This is a genomic window from Flavobacterium ardleyense (genome assembly GCF_033547075.1).
In the GTDB taxonomy this organism is placed as follows: Bacteria; Bacteroidota; Bacteroidia; order Flavobacteriales; family Flavobacteriaceae; genus Flavobacterium; species Flavobacterium ardleyense_A.
Window position 1 is genome coordinate 3,139,850 of sequence record NZ_CP137891.1, and the last position, 17,685, is coordinate 3,157,534.

Below are 17,685 nucleotides of genomic sequence, written 5' to 3' on the forward strand. Positions count from 1 at the left end.
CTTACTCAGCTTCCTACTTTCCGGAAACCATCAGAAAAGAAAGCATTATATTTACATTCTTCTTTCGGCGAAAGCCAAAAGATTTTTAAACTTAATAATTAAGCTTTTTAAATAATTATAGAAATATGAAACTATCAGAAATTGCTGGGATTTTGGAAGAAATGTCTCCTCTAGCCCACGCCGAAGATTATGATAATGTTGGACTTCTCGTTGGAAATCCTCAAGCAGATATTCACGGAATTCTGGTTTGCCACGATGCTTTAGAATCTGTAATCGATGAAGCAATTACTAAAAATTGCAATATGATTGTTTGCTTTCATCCGATTCTGTTTTCGGGCCTTAAAAAGATTACCGGCAAAAATTACGTAGAGCGTTCGGTTATTATAGCCATCAAAAACGACATTGCTATTTATGCTATCCACACCGCTTTGGACAATGACAAAAACGGGGTTAATAAAATAATGTGCGATGCTTTGGGACTTACTGATACCAAAATTCTTATTCCAAAGAAAAACACAGTTGGAAAGTTGGTAACATTCACTGTTCATGAAAATGCAAATGCAGTGCGCAAAGCTCTATTTGCTGCGGGTGCCGGATCTATAGGAAATTATGATCAGTGCAGTTTTGTGACGGAAGGAGTAGGTAGTTATCGTCCTGGCGCAGGAGCTGCTCCAGTAATTGGAAAACTAAATGAACGTACCGAAGCTGCTGAGCAAAAAATAGAAGTTACCTATAATAAGCACGAAGAAAGCAAGATCTTAAAAGCGCTTTTTGACGCTCATATATACGAAGAAGTTGCCTATGAAACTTATACCCTAAATAATACCAATCAAAACGTAGGGTTAGGAATGACTGGAATCCTCAAAAATCCGGTCTCGGAACTAGAATTTCTCGAGCTAGTTAAGGACAAAATGCAGTGTGGGGGAATTCGACATTCGGCTTTTTTAGATAAAAAAGTTAGCAAAGTTGCAGTGCTTGGAGGTTCGGGCGCAAGTGCAATTTCTAATGCTATTGCGGCCCAAGCTGATATTTTTATCACTGCCGATCTAAAGTATCATAATTTTTATGAAGCTGAAAATAAAATAGTTCTAGCAGATATCGGACACTTTGAAAGTGAACGTTACACAAAAAATTATATTGTTGATTTTCTTCGGAAAAAAATCCTTAATTTTGCAATCATTTTATCAGAAGAAAATACAAATCCGGTTAAGTACTTATAATTATGGCGAATATCAAAGAATTAAGTGTAGAGGAAAAATTAAGAGCATTATATGATTTGCAGTTAATTGATACACGTATTGACGAAATTAGAAATGTTCGTGGCGAATTGCCTCTAGAAGTTGAAGATCTAGAAGACGAAGTTGCCGGTCTTACCACTCGTTTGGACAAATTAAAAGCAGATCTTGAAGGAATCGAAGACAACATCAAAGGAAAGAAAGTTGCGATTGATAACCATAAAGAATCTATCAAAAAATACACTAAGCAGCAAGAATCTGTACGCAACAACCGCGAATTTAACTCTCTTACAAAAGAAGTTGAATTTCAAGAGTTGGAAGTACAACTTTCTGAAAAACAAATAAAAGAGCTTAAAGTAACTATTGAGCACAAAAAAGATGTGATTTCTAAATCCAAAGAACAGTTGGAAATTAAGACAACACATTTGAAACATAAAAAGTTAGAGTTAGAATCAATTATGTCTGAGACTGCAAAAGAAGAAGAATTTCTTATTGCAAAATCAAATGACTATGAAGCACTTATCGAAGAGCGTTTGCTTAAAGCATACAAAAGAATTCGTTCAAGTGTAAGAAATGGACTAGCGGTAGTTTCTATAGAAAGAGGTGCATCTGCAGGATCTTTCTTTACAATTCCGCCTCAAACACAAGTTGAGATTGCTTCTCGCAAAAAAATCATCACTGACGAGCATTCTGGTCGTATCCTTGTAGATCACGCCCTTGCAGAAGAAGAGAGAGAGAAAATGGAGCAGTTGTTTTCAACTATCTAAAACATCTAGAAAAACCTTCGCATTGCGGAGGTTTTTTTTTATTATGAAGTCACTATTATATTTTATACTTACAAAGTCGATTGGACTTTATATCAATATTTTGCAATGGTTTGCAAAAAAAATCGCTGCAAAAACTGCCTATAATTTCTTTAGCCATCCAAGGGTAAAAAGACTTTCTCAAACTGACCTTCCTCCTATTTTGCAATCGGCAGAGAAACAGATTTTTGATTTCGAAAATCACAAAATTCAAACCTATATTTGGGTTGGAACTCAGGAAAATGTTTTGCTTATTCACGGTTGGGAAAGCAATGCTGCCCGATGGGAAAATATGGTTCAACTACTTCAGAAATATCAGAAAACCATTATTGCAATAGACGCTCCCGCTCACGGCTTGAGTAGTGGAAAGTCCTTTGATATTCCTACTTACGGAAAGTTTATCAAGTTTATTTCGGAGAAATTTCATCCACAATTTATCATCGCACATTCGTTAGGTGGCGCTTCTGCGGTGTATTCTCAAGCGATTTTTTCCTCTGCTAGTCTTCAAAAAATGGTTTTGATTGCCGCACCTTCAGATCAGAAAGTGCTTTTTGAAAATTATGTAGAACTTCTTAGCCTCAATAATTCTGTATTGGTTGGAATCGACAAACATTTTAAGAAGCGTTTTGGTTATAGTTTGGATGAATTTTCGGGTCAGAATTTCGCAAAGCTTATCACTATTCCAACGTTGATCATCCACGATCACACAGATGCAAGCGTTTTATACGAAGAGTCTCAAAAGATTTTTAGCAATCTTCCGAATGCCATTATGCATAGCACTAATGGCTTAGATCACAGTATGCAGGACGAAGATCTTAATCAGTTGATTTACAATTTTCTCTTCAAGTAACACTTTTCAATCATTTAGATTTTTTAGATATTTTCAATTTTTTAGATTTTTTTTCTTGGAGCTCTTTGCTTCGCCAGTTCGCTCTGATCGGGTCCCGCTTTCCCCTCTCAATCTTTTTGGGCAAAAAAAAGCCAAAAGGATTTGCTTCATCAGTTCGCTTTGCTCGGGTTCGGTACAATCCAGGCTAGGGCTTTTGTGATAATTTGAAAATCTGCTTTCAAACCACACAAATTTTGTATTTTTGCACAATGGAAGATAATTTAAAACGGCTTAATAAATTTATTGGTGAGACAGGTTTTTGCTCACGAAGAGAAGCCGACAAGCTAATAGAAGAAGGGCGAGTTACTCTCAACGGCGAAATTCCGCTGATGGGAACAAAAGTAACTCCCGATGACGAAGTGCGTATTGACGGTAAACTCATACGTGAGAAAAACGAAAAACCCGTTTATCTCGCCTTTAATAAACCGCCAGGTATCGAATGTACTACCAATCTAGAAGTGGATGGTAATATTGTAGATTACATCAATTATCCAAAACGTATATTTCCAATCGGACGTCTAGACAAAGCCAGTGAAGGTTTGATTTTTATGACCAACGATGGCGATATCGTAAACAAAATTCTTCGTGCGCGTAACAACCACGAAAAAGAATATGTGGTGACTGTAAAGCAACCAATATCTGATAGGTTTATCTTCAGAATGGGAAATGGAATTCCGATTCTCGATACGGTAACCAATAAATGTAAGGTAGAGCAAATTAGTAAATTTGTTTTCAAAATTGTTTTAACTCAAGGTTTAAATCGACAGATTCGTCGTATGACAGAGTATCTTGGATATGATGTAACAGCATTAAAACGTATTCGAATTATCAACATCTCTCTTGACGTGCCTCTTGGCAGATATAGAGATTTGACCGAAGCCGAGATTACCGAACTCAATCAACTAATTGAACCTTCGACTAAAACCGAAGAAGGAAGTTATGTAAAACCTGTTTCGCCACGCCCTCCAATGCGTCAAAGACCAGATCGGAATTCGCAGTCAGCAGACAGACCTTTTGAATCGCGTCAACCGTCATTTTTGAGACGATCAGAAAGTACAGACAGCGGAGATTCTAGAGATCATCGAAATTCTAGAGACGATAGAGGCTCGAGAGATCGAAGAGAATCTAGAGATGGCGGCAGTAGAGAATCTGACCGAGGAAATTTTACTCCAAGAGATAATAAGGATTCAAGAGATAGAGAAGATTCGAGATATAATGAGCGTGGTAATTTCCAGCCGAGAGACAATCGTGATTCTGGAGATTCTAGAGAAAGTGGAGATTCTAGAGATTCTAATCGAGGTATTTTCCAGCCGAGAGATAATCGCGAGCCAAAAGATAGCGACCGTAGGGATTTTCAACCAAGAAATAATCAAGATTCGAGAAATAGCCGAGATTCAAGAGATTCTCGAAATGACAATCGTGAAAATTCTGCTTCAAGAGAAGCAAAAGGCCCTTCGAGTGATCAGCCGAGAAAGGCAGAATATATCAAAAAGGATGATCCAAGATATAAGAATAAAGGCGAATATTAAAAAATATTCTACATGTTACTATTAAGCCAGAAAAAACTATTTTTCTGGCTTTTTTAATTTAATGACCATACTATGTGATTATAATTGCTTGCTTATATCTGTGTAATTCATCTTTTATTATTTCAAGCAGGCCCATTTCCCTTACTAAAATTTAACTACTAAACTTTTGCAAAATTAAATTGCACACAATTCTTTGGATTGTACCTTTGTCCACTCTTTAATTATAAAAGTTTAAAATTTACAAAATACATATACGATGGCATTACTAGAAAATTTAAAATGGAGACATGCGGTAAAAGGATATGATGCAACACAAAAAGTATCAACCGAAGACTTGAATAAAATATTGGAGGCAGCGCGTCTTGCTCCTACATCTTCGGGATTGCAGCCTTTTCGCGTGATCGTAGTTGAAAATCAGGACTTAAAAAATAGGATGGTTGAAGGCGCACTTAATCCGGAGGTTATGAGAGATTGCTCGCACGTTTTGGTTTTTGCGGCTTGGGATCAATATTCAGATGCAAAAATTGACAAGGTTTACGATCATCATACAGATGTGAGAGATTTACCACAGGGTCGTTTTAGTAGTTATACTGACAAAATTAAAGCAATATACAGTGCACAGACTCCCGAGCAACATTTTGCACACACTGCACGTCAGACCTATATTGCTTTGGGTCTTGCAATGGCACAAGCTGCAGAATTGAAAGTAGATTCTACGCCAGCCGAAGGATTTAGCAATGAGAAAGTAGACGAGATTTTAGAGTTAGCAGAGCGAGGTCTCAAAAGTGTTTCACTCCTATATCTTGGTTACCGTAATCCCCAAACTGATTATTTGGCAACTATGAAAAAAGTTCGAATTCCGATGGAAGAATTTGTAATTCGAAAGTAAAATTCTTTTAAAACATTTAAAATTCCTCAATTATGGAAAAGATCGATTCATTACGACTTGATAATCAAGTATGTTTTCCGTTATATGCACTGTCCAAAGAGATTACAAAACTTTACAGGCCTTTATTGGAAGAACTCGACATGACCTATCCACAATATCTCGTAATGATGGTTTTATGGGAGAATGAAGGACTTACAGTAAGTGAACTCGGCGAGAAATTGCTTCTGGATAGTGGCACGTTGACACCCTTACTAAAGCGATTGGAAAACAAATTTTACATCAATAGGAAACGAAAGAAAGAAGATGAAAGAGTTGTTGAGCTTTTCTTAACCGATCAAGGACTCAATTTGCAGCAGAAAGCGTGTACAATTCCTGCGGAAATGCTTCATAAAATTGACGTGAAAGCTGAAGATATTCAGAAGTTAAAAACGCTGCTTGATGATATGCTGGCAAAAATCCAGCAATAGAAAAATTTTCTAGAAAAACAGAAAAAGTCCGACACTTTAAAAGTTTGTCGGACTTTTTTTTAAAAACTGTTCTCCTAGCTATCTTCTTTTCTTCTTATCTTCCTTTCTTCCTATCTTCCTTTCTTCCTATCTTCTTATCTTCCTATCTTCCTATCTTCCTATCTTCCTTCCCGTCTTCCTACCTTCCTACCTTCCTGTTTTTCTATCATTCCTATCTTCGTATCTTCCTTCTTCCTATCTTATATCCTCCTTATTCTGCGCAAGGGATGGCAGTGGCATCCTTTGCTGCCAAGAAAATATGGTATTTAACGCTCAAGTTCTGGCAGCAAAGATATAACGGACAGCCCGACACGAGCCAACTGATTGCTAGTTTCGTTTACCTCAACATTGTGGCTCGGGTTGCGCCCAAAAAATGGAAAAGATATTCTAAATACGAACCGGTCGAAGGATAAGATTAGAGCAAAAAAAAACCTGCTCAACTTAATGAACAGGTTTTTAATTATTGTATTTTAAACTTGAATTAGAATTTGTACATCAAACCAATTGTTGGAGTAGCAAAAATATTATTCAAAACGTTTAAGTTACCATTGAATTCTGTCTGTGCTTTTGCATTATCAGAATCAACTTTTGAAGTTCCGTAAGACAATACATCAGCTAGTGTAAAAGAAACAGCCATGTTTTGTGTCAAGAAATAATTCATACCTACTGAAAGACCAACACCGATAGTGTTTACATCATCATTTTTTGTAGTTCCTAGTGGCGTTGTAAGTTCACCTTTGGCAGTTTGGTATCCTAAACCAAGTTCACCATAAGTTTTGAAACGCTCACCTAATTCAAGGAAATAATATCTACCAAATACACCGATTGACACATTATTTGCCTTTACTTCTGTATTAAGAAGATCGTCAGTAGTTTTTGCTGAACCAATTCCTAGTTCAATTCCTACCATAGTTTTGTCTGTTACGAACAAACCTGCTTTTGGAGTAAATCCTAAATTAGAAGTTTTTACTTCTGTATTTTTGTTGTTAGTTGTTCCAAATTGAAGCGCACCTTCTACGATGATGTCACCTTTTGCGAAACCAAAATTTTGTGCATTTTCCACTTCTTGTGCATTTGCAAATCCGAAAGCGAATACTGCTGCAACTGATAAAACAATCTTTTTCATAATGTGTTAGTTTGTATATTACGGCACAAAAGTAAACAAGATTACTAGTTTGATATGTGAAAAAATTGTCAAAATTGCTTTTTCATAGATTAATAATTTACAAAACACTCATAACTAAATCAATAGAAATTCCATTATTGCGATTATGTAGATAGAAAATTATATCTTTCTTAACAATTCAAGTCATTTCTAGACAAAATTCTGATCATAAAATCACTTTTTGGAAACTTAAAACACACTAAAAGTTCCCATTATTATGTGCATATAGTGTTTTGGGATTTTAATACTTGATTGAACTAAAAAACCTCTCGGAAAAGAGGTTGAAATTACATTAAAAGCAAAGTGACCTTTAGAAAGTATAACCAATCGAAACTTGGACAACCGCATTTTTGACTGCTTCTGTACTAGCACTCTCCTTGTTGAGATCTTGTAGACTGTGATTGTACCTTACAGTAGCAGAAAAATTTTTGACGAATTTATATCCTAAACCGAAATTCAATCCAAAATCCACAGTATTAAATTTTTCTTTTAGATCGCGACTTTGCTTTATTGCTGGACCACCGCCAACTGCGGAAATTTCTGCATCTGCTTTTGCGCTGGTTAAGAAACCAATCTGAGGACCTGCTTCCAAGCTAAAATCTTTTACAACATAATATTTTACTAATACTGGTACATATATATAAGAAAGTTTAAATCCACTTTGCCACTGTAAAGTACGCCGCTAATAGTAGCAGTTTCTTCTGCAGTAGCTCCCTGCCTACTATATAATATTTCTGGTTGGATTGAGAATCTTTCAGAAACTCTAACTTCAGAAAAACTCCCAATGTGATATCCCACTTTGCTATCTGCACGATCACTGGCACTAATAATATTTCCAACATTCACGCCTCCCTTAACTCCAAATCTAACTGACTGCGCGCTTGAGAAATAAAATGTAAATACTGCAAACGTTGATAATATAACTTTTTTCATACAATTTACTTTTGTTAACATGAAACACCTAATTAACCGATGTCTAAACTAGCTTAGGTGTGGTTGATAGAAAAATAATCTGAATCTCCTAAAGTAATAAAAGAACGTATTACTTAGATTTGTTATCGATCAATTTTTTAAAATTGTAGATTACTACAGAACGATCCCTTTATTAAAAAATTCTCTTAGACGAAGCTGATATAAATTTATAAAAAAAACCGCCTCGAAAGGCGGTTTCATTTAATATATCATATCAAATTACTAGAAAGAGTAACCAATAGAAACTTGAATTACTGAGTTTTTCACAGATAAAGCTTCACCATCAACCTCTTTATTGATGTCAGATAAACCTAAGTTGTATCTAGCTCCAGCAGAAAGATTTTCTGTAAATTTGTATCCAAGACCAAAGTTTAATCCGAAGTCAACAGTGTTTGTAAATTCTTTTGAATCTACCTCTACAGATTCGTTGATGTCCATTCCACCACCTGTAATTGTATAATCAGATTTAGTTTTAGAACTCATCAAGAACCCAATTTGTGGTCCTGCTTCAAGGCTAAATCCTTCAGCTACATACAATTTCGCCATAACTGGAATATTGATGTAATTAAGGTTTAATTTGTCAGTAGATTTTTCAGTAAAACCACCTTCGTTATAAGTGTACTCAGATTTTGCTCCTTGTGTAGAGAATAAAAGTTCTGGTTGAACAGAAAATTTCTCAGAAATTTTAATTTCTGCAAATCCACCAATGTGAAATCCAATTTTTGCACTTACATCTTCAACATCACCTGTGATAGACGCGATATTTACACCCGCTTTAACTCCAAATTCAACTTCTTGAGCGTTAACAAAACCAAAAGTAAGCATTGCTGCTACTGATAAAATAATTTTTTTCATGTTTAAGTAATTTTATAAATTATGAGACAAAAATAACAATATTTCAATTACAATTGTGAATTAAGTGTTAATTTTATTAAAAGAGCGTTAAATTAAACATACTTAACTCATAACCAATAACTTAATCATAAAATTTACCAACATTTGAGTATAAATTGTCATTAAATATTCCAAATACCGTCAATTACAGATAATGTATTGCTCCATATCTTAATTAAAAATGCAGTTAATAAATAAACACGATTCAAGATTTTAAGCTTGTTCTCGATTTAAATATTAACTGCAAATAATAGTAAAAACTTAGAATTTATATGCAGCTCCTAAATTTACAGAACTGAATGTTCCTCCGTCCAAGGAAATTCCCTTGTATGCAAGAAATACTTCAAAAGGCATGAAGTCATATCCAACTTTTGGTTGATAATAAAAACCTCCATTAGCATCTCCATCTCCTGTGTAAAATGCGTATCCAAGATCTGCAGCGATAAAGAAGTTTTCTGTAAGACCTAATCTAGCAGCGGCAGCTAGAGGAATAAATCCTGCATCATCTCTTTTGAACTTTGAGGTTACAAATCCTAATTCTGGACTATAAGTAACGATGTCATATTCTTTTGCAGAATAGTTAGTATATCCTGAAGCGATACCAAGATTGAATCCTTCACCCATAGGCCACATATAAGCTACATCAACGCCAAAGTTTGCACTAGAAGTGTCTTTAATATCACCCATTGGAATACCGGCGTGAAGTCCTAAACTGAACCCACCATCTTGCGCACTCATCGTACTAATTGCGAAAAGTGCTGCTACTGAAAATAAAATTTTTCTCATAATATCAAAATTTAAGATTATTTCCAAATATATCGCAATTAATCAGGAATTTTTCTTGCTATGTTTTAAATTATAAACATAGTTGTTAACCAGATGTAAATTGAGCAATCAGAAATGGGAATTATATAAGCTATTGACACTAGTGTCTACTATCTTTACATAAATAAAATCTTACATTATGAAAAAGGTAATTTTAGCATTTATTGCAGTCGTTGGTTTTAGCACGGCCTCTCAAGCTCAATTATTAAAAATCGGAATTAAAGCGGGTCCAAATTTTTCCAATTTTAGCGGAGGAATTAGTGATATTAATTACAAGTCAAGAACTAGTCTTCATGCCGGATTAGTGGCGGAATTAAAACTACTTGAAAACTTTTCCATACAACCAGAGCTTTTATATTCCTCTCAAGGTGCAAAGGTGGACGGTTTAGGCGACTTTAATCTTGATTATGTTGCACTACCAATAATGGGAAAATTTTATCTTATGACAGATAAATTAAGTCTTGAGGCAGGTCCTCAATTCTCGTTCCTAATTAATGATCCTCAAAAAGCCTATGACAACCAAGATTTTGATTTTGCTGTAGCAGGAGGCTTAGGTCTTAATTTGACCAAAAGCATCTTCGTATCAGCGCGATATGTTGTTGGATTGTCAGAAGTTTCGAAATATGCCGAAGTTAAAAATTCAACCTTTCAACTTTCTGCTGGATTCTTATTCTAACAGCAATCAAAAATCCTAAAAAAACCATTCACAATCGAATGGTTTTTTTATTTATATTGGCTTACGCTTTAATTTCAAATATCTTACCCTATACCAAATGAAAATTGCAATAATTAATGGTCCTAATTTAAATCTCCTTGGCAGCCGAGAGCCCAATGTCTACGGGGCTATTAGTTTTGAAAAATATTTACAAGATTTGAGAAAAAAGTATGCTGAAATAGAATTGATGTATTTTCAAAGCAATATTGAAGGTGAATTGATTTCTAAAATCCAAGAAGTAGGCTTTGATTATGACGGAATCATATTAAATGCTGCCGCATATACTCACACTTCTGTAGGAATTGGCGACGCGGTAAAAGCTGTGAACACTCCTGTGGTGGAAGTGCATATCTCAAATGTTTACGCACGCGAAAGTTTTCGTCAGTCCTCTTACATTGCCCCAAACGCAAAAGGTGTACTTGTCGGTTTTGGGCTTAGGGGGTATGAATTGGCACTACAATCATTTTTGTAAAATTACCTATATTAAAAGTTAACACTTATCATTTCATGAAGAATTTATTAGTTGCAGTGCTCCTACTTACTAGCGGCATTTTTTTTGGACAGATTAAAGGAAAAGTCACTCAAAGTAATGGGCAACCTTTACCATTTGTCAATATCATAATTGAAAATACCTATATTGGTACAAGCAGCAACGCAGATGGTGATTACGAATTACCGGTGACAGAAACTGGAAAATACACCATAGTTTTTCAATATCTGGGTTATAAATCAAAAAAAGTTCCTGTCACAACCACCTCTTTTCCTTTTTCTCTCAACGTACGATTGGAAGAAGAACAGTATGATTTAAGTGAAGTTGTAATTAATCCCTCCGCCAATCCAGCAATCGAAATTATAAAAAGTGCCATTGCTTCTCGTAAAGAGAATTCGGAGAAGACCCAACGGTTTACTGCCGATTTTTACTCTCGTGGTATGTTTAAGGTGAAAAATGTTCCGAAAAGTATTTTGGGACAGAAACTAGATATGTTTGACGAAGTTTTGGATTCAACTCGAAGTGGAATTTTATATTTGTCTGAAACCATTTCGAAAATAAAGTTTCAGCATCCTGATGAAATGACCGAAACAATCATCGCCAGCAAGGTGAGCGGTGACGATAGAGGTTTTAGTTTTAACAGTGCCGCTTCAGCAAATTTCGACTTTTACGAAAACACAATCGCCTTTGGGATTCCTGCCATTTCCCCAATTGCAAATAATGCTTTCAATTATTATAAGTATGAATACGGAGGTTCATTTTTTGATGAGAATGACCAACAGATTCACAAAATTGAAGTTATTGCTCGACGCACAGAAGAGCCAGCGATGCAAGGATATATTTATATTGTAGATAATAGTTGGGCGCTTTACGGTGTGGATCTTGTCGTGAGAGGAAGCCAAATACAAGTCGCAGCGATCGATGAACTGCGCATCGTGCAGAACTTTAATTATAATAAAGGAAATAAATTATGGGTGAAGAATGCTCAGACTTTGGATTTTATGGCGGGAATTTTTCAGATTAAGTTCTCGGGACGATTTACTTATGTATATAGTAATTTTGAATTTCCAGAATCTTTTGAAAAAAAGACATTTACCAAAGAAGTTTTAAATTTTGACACTAATGCTAATAAAAAAGATGACGAATTTTGGAATAGTGTTCGTCCAGTGCCGTTAACTGAAGAAGAAGCAACGGACTATGTCGTTAAGGATGAACTGCAAACAAAAAGAGAATCTCAAGCATATTTAGATTCAGTTGACCACAAGAATAATAAATTCAAAATATTTGATATTGTTACTGGTTATTCACACCGAAATTCTTTCAAAAATAATACTTATAAATATGATGGTATATTATTAGGAATCGGCTTTAATACTGTGCAAGGATACAATTTATCAAGTGGCGTATCATTCACACACCGCAATCCGGACGAACTCACCTACACAACGATTGGAGCAAAGATAAATTACGGTCTTGCCGAAGATCGTCTTAGGGTAAATGGTTATGCGAAGCGTCTTTTTAATAATACTAGTAAACGTACCATCATAGTAAGTGGCGGAAATTCAATCGAACAGTTTAATCCCAATGATCCGATTAGTCGAATTTTAAACAGTATTGCTACTTCTTTTTTTAAAAATAATTATATGAAGCTGTATGATAAAACATACGGCAAGATTGAATATTCAGAAGAAGTTGTTAATGGAATTAAGCTTGATGTTTCTGGAGAATATTCTAGAAGGCAGCAACTTTTTAACAATACTAGCAAATCGATTGTCCGTAATAAACAAGGATTTACGTCTAATGATCCGCTAAATCCGTTAAATTTTACGGTACCTTTCTTTGAACCTCATCAACTAGCAGTAGCAGTGCTTGGAGCAACATTTAGATTTGGGCAGCAGTATTGGACACGTCCTGACGGCAAATTCAATATTCCAAATGACAATTTTCCCGTACTTTATGTAGGCTATAAAAAAGGATTTGCAGGAACAGAAAAAAAATATGAATTTGATTATGTACAAGCAAATATAGTGTACGATTTAAAATTGGGAAACAAAGGTCTTTTAGGAACAGCTCTCAAAGCTGGAAAATTCTTTAATTCTGATGAAATATCTTTTGTTGATTACAAACATTTTAACGGAAATCAGACGCATGTCGCACAAGCTGATCGATATCTTAATGTATTTAATCTATTACCGTATTACGAAAGTAGCACCAATGACCAATTTGTCGAACTTCACACGGAGTACAGCGACAATGGTTTTATAATCAACAAAATTCCTCTTCTTAATAAACTTGAAGCACCTTTGGTCTTTGGATTTCACAGCCTTATCTTGCCTTCGCAAAAACCGTATTTAGAATATTCTGTAGGATTGGATAAATTAGGATTTGGCAAATTTAAAATTTTCAGACTGGATTATGTGAGGTCCTATAAAGATGGTAATAGTGCAGATGGAATTGTTTTAGGAATTAAAATTTTAAATATGCTTGAGTAATTAAAGCTTTCGCTAAATTTTTTACCAAATTAAATCGCGATAGTATCGGAGAAGATAGAAATATTGAATTGAATTTTCATTATATTTGTTAATATAACCTTAACAAACCAACTTTAATGATGAAAAAATTACTTTGTTTTTTAGCAATATTGGCGAGCACGGCTTTAAGTTACGCTCAATGTGGTAGCACTCCCATTCCAAAAACCGCGTGGTCCATACATTCTTTTGATACTCAAGAAACTGTGGGCGAAGGGCCTAATAATGGGAAAGCTATCCACGCAATTGATGGAAATGTGGCCACTTTCTGGCATACGAAATGGAAAGATTTCACACCTACTTATCCGCATGAAATTGCTGTCAATTTAGGACAATCTTATCCCGTTAATGGCGTCACGATCAAAAGTAGGAACGACAATAATACCGCTAAACCAAAAGCATACGAATTATTTTTAAGTACCGACGGCACTGTTTGGACAAGTGCACAATCTGCAGGAAACTTTGAATATCCAGACACCAATGCTAATGGTCAAGACGCGACTGTTTCCTTTGGTGCAATTAATGCTCAGTACATCAAACTAGTTTTTACTTCAAATTATAATAATAGTGCAAGTATTGCGATATCTGAAATATCTGCAACTCAAATTTCGGGTGCTGGAGCAGATTGTGTAGCAACTGGACAAATAAATCAGTTGATGACTTTTGAAGCCATTAGCAAAAAATATACAACCGATGCTTCATTCAACTTAAGTGCTTCTACAAATTCATCACTACCAATCACCTACACTATAGTAAGTGGACCTGCCACTATATCTGGTTCAACCGTGTCGCTAACTGGAGTTGCTGGAAATGTTATTGTTAAAGCTACTCAAGCGGGAAATGCAACTTACTATTCAAAAGAAATCACAAGATCTTTTCAGGTCGTAGATCTTACTGCAATTGCTCCAACGGTTTATAGCCGTCTTACTGCGGCTACCAATATTCATATGCCAACCTTAAAACCGTATTTATTGTATGCAAATGGTGAAATTGACGAAGCACAAGCATTAACAGTTGACAATATCGAATTTCTTGTAGATGGCGTATTAATTCCATCTCACTTTAGCCAAGGTTCTTTTAAAGCTTGGTGGACGCCTGCAACCTACGGAAGTCATTCAGTAGAGATGAGAGCAACTGCTTCAAACGGCGTTTTAAATTCTAAAACAGTGAATGTAACTGTAGACAATGTAATGGCTACAACTACTGTTCAGACTTTTAATAATGATGTAATTGACTTTGGAACAATTGGTTCGCAATGGTTTTATGGAACTTATGTACTGCCGCAGTCTGTGAGTACTTACAATCAAATTATTGCAAATTTTGCTGTGACTTGCCCAAATGTTCCTGGAGGATGCGATGACTGGGACAGACTTGCTTGGGTGCAGATAAAAAATCCAGAAGGACAGTGGGTAGAACTTTTTAGATATATTACTCCTTACGGTGTTGCTTGTAGTCACTCTATAGACGTAACAGATTACGAATCGTTACTTCAAGGTGAAGTTGAAATTAGAATGTTTATAGAAACTTGGGGATCCGGTGGATGGAAATTGGATCTTAATTTAGAATATACTCAAGGTACTCCTACTTATGCATACACTTCGGTTGAAGAAGTTTGGCAAGGAAACTTTAACTTTGGAGATATGTCAAACCTGCAGCCAGTACCTCAGAAATCAATTTCGATTCCTAGTAATACAGAATCTGCCTCTTTTAGACTTGTAACAACTGGTCACGGTTGGGGAGGAAATAATACTGGAAATGCAGCAGAATTTTACAATGCTACTCATAAGCTAAAAGTAGATGGTAACGATACTTTCACTCAGCACTTGTGGACTACTTGTAATCCAAATCCGGATAGTTGTACAGGACAACAAGGAACTTGGCAATACAATCGTGCTGGATGGTGTCCAGGAACAATTCCTGCGCCGTATTTTTACGATATTACGCCATTTATAAATAATCATACATTTACATTTGACTACCAGTTTAAAACTACTTATAAAGATCTGTGCAATCCAAGCAATCCAGCATGTATTTCAGGTACTACTTGTGCAGATTGTAATGATGGATACAATCCTTTTTACAGAGTTGGAGGTTATATGATTTATAAAGGAAATTCGCCAGTTGAAACTTTAGGACAATATATTCCAACTGCTGAAACAACTGGAATTGCAGTGTATCCAAATACAAATAATGGAGTTTTTAATATCAAACTGGACAGTTCGATGGAACAATTTGTGGTAAATATCTTCAATGTTTCAGGACAAAGTATAAAAACTTACCACTTTAAAGATGCTGATCACCTAAATGCTTATCAATTTAATTTAAGTAATGTTGCCAAAGGAACATATTTTGTAAAAGTTTACAATCAGACAACATCCACTACTGCAAAAGTATTAATCAAGTAATACGTTAGAAATTAGAAATAAGAAAAATCCTGAGATGTAAGTCTCGGGATTTTTTGTTTTTGAATTGTAATGGAGAAAATTTAGTAAGCATTCTATAATGATCTAGGTGAAAATCAACTGCTCGTATTGGCAAGAAACAGAATTAATTGGGATTGGATTTCGCCGATTCATTAGCTGCAATAATACATTAAGAAGTGTCATCTTAGAATAACTTAAGGGGTTAATAGAACTAGACTTTGATCCATTCCTTTAAATGGTTGTGTGAAGTGCTTTTGCGAGAGGGATAGAAGTGAAAATCCTTTGTTGTGGCGTTGCGGAGCAAAAGCTACAACAAAGATTGGGAGCGAATAGCCCGACCTGAGCCACATTAAAATTTCGATGTTACCGAAAAAATTCTGGCGAAGGTCTCGCCCAAATAATTCTAAAATGAACTAATTATCCAAAAAAATCCCGCAATTTGCATTGCAGGATTTCAAATATAATATCGATTATGCTATTCTCTAGTAATTTTGGCACCCAAAGCGCGTAAACGTTCGTCTATATTTTCGTAACCTCGATCAATTTGATCAATATTCTGAATCGTACTAACACCTTTTGCCGAAAGTGCTGCGATCAATAAGGAAATTCCAGCCCTTATATCTGGCGATGTCATTACTGTTGCCTTAAGTTCTGATTGAAAATTATGACCAATCACAACCGCGCGGTGTGGATCGCAAAGGATAATTTTGGCACCCATATCAATCAGTTTATCTGTAAAGAATAATCTACTTTCAAACATTTTTTGGTGAATTAAAACTTCACCTTTCGCTTGACAAGCAACCACCAAAACAATACTCAATAAATCTGGCGTAAATCCTGGCCAAGGCGAATCAGAAACGGTCAAAATTGAACCATCGATATCAGACTGAATTGTATAATTTTCGTGGGTTGGAATAAAGATATCATCACCTCTTTTTTCAAGTGTAATTCCTAGTTTTCTAAAAACAGTAGGAATCTGTCCCAAATTTTCCCAACTGACATTTTTGATTGTAATTTCGCTTCTAGTCATTGCAGCAAGTCCAATCCACGATCCAATTTCGATCATATCAGGAAGAATTCTATGCTCACAAGAGTGAAGTTTTTCGACACCTTCAATAATTAGTAAATTGGAGCCGATACCTTTAATATCTGCACCCATAGAATTCAGCATTTTGCATAGCTGTTGCAAATAGGGCTCACATGCGGCATTATAAATCTGCGTTGTACCTTTTGCTAAGACAGCAGCCATAACAATATTTGCGGTGCCAGTAACACTAGCTTCATCTAGAAGCATAGAAGTTCCTTCAAGGCCATTGGGTGCTTCTACACCATAAAAATGATCTTCACGATTGTACCTAAAGGTAGCGCCTAGATTTATAAAACCTTCAAAGTGCGTATCCAATCTACGGCGACCTATTTTGTCTCCTCCGGGTTTTGGAATATATCCTTTACCAAAACGAGCTAATAGTGGACCGATAATCATAATTGATCCGCGCAATGATCCACCTTCGGCTTTAAAAGCTTCGGTTTCGAGATAGTTTATATCAACCTCATCAGCCTGAAAAGTAATTCGACCTTTTTCGTGTCGGTCGATTTTTACACCTAGATGTTCTAATAAAGTGATTAGCTTATTAACATCAATAATATCTGGAATATTGCTAATTGTAACTTTTTCTGAAGTCAGTAAAACTGCACATAAAATTTGCAATGCTTCGTTTTTTGCTCCTTGAGGTGTAATTTCTCCTTTAAGACGAACGCCCCCTTCTATTTTAAAAACTGCCATTATAAAGTTTTTGAATTTTAAATTATACCCGCTACTTAA

The 17,685-nt window shown here is 35.5% G+C and carries 15 protein-coding genes and 1 pseudogene; 10 read left to right on the forward strand and 6 right to left on the reverse strand.

What is annotated here, in order from left to right:
• Positions 1-125 precede the first annotated feature (125 nt).
• From SBO79_RS13735 to SBO79_RS13760, 6 genes and pseudogenes are all read left to right on the forward strand, one after another.
• Complete coding sequence (locus SBO79_RS13735; protein WP_318640967.1) at positions 126-1,220, forward strand: Nif3-like dinuclear metal center hexameric protein; 1,095 nt, start codon at positions 126-128, stop codon at positions 1,218-1,220.
• Between the two features lie 2 nt (positions 1,221-1,222).
• Complete coding sequence (locus tag SBO79_RS13740) at positions 1,223-2,002, forward strand: zinc ribbon domain-containing protein (protein WP_318640968.1); 780 nt, start codon at positions 1,223-1,225, stop codon at positions 2,000-2,002.
• A 43-nt stretch (positions 2,003-2,045) separates the two neighbouring features.
• A complete protein-coding gene (locus SBO79_RS13745) occupies positions 2,046-2,888 on the forward strand; it encodes an alpha/beta fold hydrolase (protein WP_318640969.1) in 843 nt (280 codons plus the stop codon).
• 248 nt (positions 2,889-3,136) lie between these two features.
• A pseudogene (gene rluF / locus SBO79_RS13750) lies at positions 3,137-3,901 on the forward strand (23S rRNA pseudouridine(2604) synthase RluF); the annotation flags it as partial.
• An 811-nt stretch (positions 3,902-4,712) separates the two neighbouring features.
• On the forward strand, positions 4,713-5,345 hold the full coding sequence (locus tag SBO79_RS13755; RefSeq protein ID WP_318640970.1) for an NAD(P)H-dependent oxidoreductase: 633 nt from the start codon (positions 4,713-4,715) through the stop codon (positions 5,343-5,345).
• Positions 5,346-5,377: 32 nt separating this feature from the next.
• The gene (locus SBO79_RS13760) at positions 5,378-5,812 is read left to right on the forward strand and encodes a MarR family winged helix-turn-helix transcriptional regulator (RefSeq protein ID WP_318640971.1); all 435 of its coding nucleotides are present in this window, start codon (positions 5,378-5,380) and stop codon (positions 5,810-5,812) included.
• 520 nt (positions 5,813-6,332) lie between these two features.
• On the opposite strand, the gene SBO79_RS13765 is transcribed toward SBO79_RS13760, so the two are convergent.
• From SBO79_RS13765 to SBO79_RS13785, 5 genes are all read right to left on the reverse strand, one after another.
• On the reverse strand, positions 6,333-6,977 hold the full coding sequence (locus SBO79_RS13765) for an outer membrane protein (RefSeq protein ID WP_318640972.1): 645 nt from the start codon (positions 6,975-6,977) through the stop codon (positions 6,333-6,335).
• A 349-nt stretch (positions 6,978-7,326) separates the two neighbouring features.
• Positions 7,327-7,656 carry an outer membrane beta-barrel protein gene (locus SBO79_RS13770; protein ID WP_318643521.1) on the reverse strand — a complete coding sequence of 110 codons (330 nt, stop codon included), beginning with the start codon at positions 7,654-7,656 and terminating at the stop codon, positions 7,327-7,329.
• On the reverse strand, positions 7,638-7,949 hold the full coding sequence (locus SBO79_RS13775) for an outer membrane beta-barrel protein (RefSeq protein WP_318640973.1): 312 nt from the start codon (positions 7,947-7,949) through the stop codon (positions 7,638-7,640). Before SBO79_RS13775 ends, SBO79_RS13770 begins: the two co-directional genes overlap by 19 nt.
• 261 nt (positions 7,950-8,210) lie before the next feature.
• Complete coding sequence (locus SBO79_RS13780; protein ID WP_318640974.1) at positions 8,211-8,843, reverse strand: porin family protein; 633 nt, start codon at positions 8,841-8,843, stop codon at positions 8,211-8,213.
• A 300-nt stretch (positions 8,844-9,143) separates the two neighbouring features.
• A complete protein-coding gene (locus SBO79_RS13785) occupies positions 9,144-9,668 on the reverse strand; it encodes a hypothetical protein (RefSeq protein WP_318640975.1) in 525 nt (174 codons plus the stop codon).
• A 178-nt stretch (positions 9,669-9,846) separates the two neighbouring features.
• On the opposite strand from SBO79_RS13785, the gene SBO79_RS13790 reads away from it, so the two are divergent.
• The 4 genes from SBO79_RS13790 (at position 9,847) to SBO79_RS13805 (ending at position 15,845) form a co-directional block, all read left to right on the forward strand.
• Complete coding sequence (locus tag SBO79_RS13790) at positions 9,847-10,383, forward strand: porin family protein (RefSeq protein WP_318640976.1); 537 nt, start codon at positions 9,847-9,849, stop codon at positions 10,381-10,383.
• Positions 10,384-10,480: 97 nt separating this feature from the next.
• On the forward strand, positions 10,481-10,894 hold the full coding sequence (aroQ, locus tag SBO79_RS13795; RefSeq protein ID WP_318640977.1) for a type II 3-dehydroquinate dehydratase: 414 nt from the start codon (positions 10,481-10,483) through the stop codon (positions 10,892-10,894).
• A gap of 35 nt (positions 10,895-10,929) precedes the next feature.
• The gene (locus tag SBO79_RS13800) at positions 10,930-13,404 is read left to right on the forward strand and encodes a DUF5686 and carboxypeptidase regulatory-like domain-containing protein (protein WP_318640978.1); all 2,475 of its coding nucleotides are present in this window, start codon (positions 10,930-10,932) and stop codon (positions 13,402-13,404) included.
• Between the two features lie 116 nt (positions 13,405-13,520).
• The gene (locus tag SBO79_RS13805; RefSeq protein WP_318640979.1) at positions 13,521-15,845 is read left to right on the forward strand and encodes a discoidin domain-containing protein; all 2,325 of its coding nucleotides are present in this window, start codon (positions 13,521-13,523) and stop codon (positions 15,843-15,845) included.
• Positions 15,846-16,338: 493 nt separating this feature from the next.
• Here the strand turns inward: SBO79_RS13805 and murA are convergent, their stop codons facing one another.
• Positions 16,339-17,646, reverse strand: coding sequence for a UDP-N-acetylglucosamine 1-carboxyvinyltransferase (gene murA / locus SBO79_RS13810; RefSeq protein WP_318640980.1), 1,308 nt, complete (start codon positions 17,644-17,646; stop codon positions 16,339-16,341).
• Positions 17,647-17,685 lie beyond the last annotated feature (39 nt).

Coding starts and splice junctions, on each gene's coding strand:
- SBO79_RS13735 (WP_318640967.1), top strand. CDS start 126: ATGAAACTATCAGAAATTGCTGGGATTTTGGAAGAAATGTCTCCTCTA.
- SBO79_RS13740 (WP_318640968.1), top strand. CDS start 1,223: ATGGCGAATATCAAAGAATTAAGTGTAGAGGAAAAATTAAGAGCATTA.
- SBO79_RS13745 (WP_318640969.1), top strand. CDS start 2,046: ATGAAGTCACTATTATATTTTATACTTACAAAGTCGATTGGACTTTAT.
- SBO79_RS13755 (WP_318640970.1), top strand. CDS start 4,713: ATGGCATTACTAGAAAATTTAAAATGGAGACATGCGGTAAAAGGATAT.
- SBO79_RS13760 (WP_318640971.1), top strand. CDS start 5,378: ATGGAAAAGATCGATTCATTACGACTTGATAATCAAGTATGTTTTCCG.
- SBO79_RS13765 (WP_318640972.1), bottom strand. CDS start 6,977: ATGAAAAAGATTGTTTTATCAGTTGCAGCAGTATTCGCTTTCGGATTT.
- SBO79_RS13775 (WP_318640973.1), bottom strand. CDS start 7,949: ATGAAAAAAGTTATATTATCAACGTTTGCAGTATTTACATTTTATTTC.
- SBO79_RS13780 (WP_318640974.1), bottom strand. CDS start 8,843: ATGAAAAAAATTATTTTATCAGTAGCAGCAATGCTTACTTTTGGTTTT.
- SBO79_RS13785 (WP_318640975.1), bottom strand. CDS start 9,668: ATGAGAAAAATTTTATTTTCAGTAGCAGCACTTTTCGCAATTAGTACG.
- SBO79_RS13790 (WP_318640976.1), top strand. CDS start 9,847: ATGAAAAAGGTAATTTTAGCATTTATTGCAGTCGTTGGTTTTAGCACG.
- aroQ (WP_318640977.1), top strand. CDS start 10,481: ATGAAAATTGCAATAATTAATGGTCCTAATTTAAATCTCCTTGGCAGC.
- SBO79_RS13800 (WP_318640978.1), top strand. CDS start 10,930: ATGAAGAATTTATTAGTTGCAGTGCTCCTACTTACTAGCGGCATTTTT.
- SBO79_RS13805 (WP_318640979.1), top strand. CDS start 13,521: ATGATGAAAAAATTACTTTGTTTTTTAGCAATATTGGCGAGCACGGCT.
- murA (WP_318640980.1), bottom strand. CDS start 17,646: ATGGCAGTTTTTAAAATAGAAGGGGGCGTTCGTCTTAAAGGAGAAATT.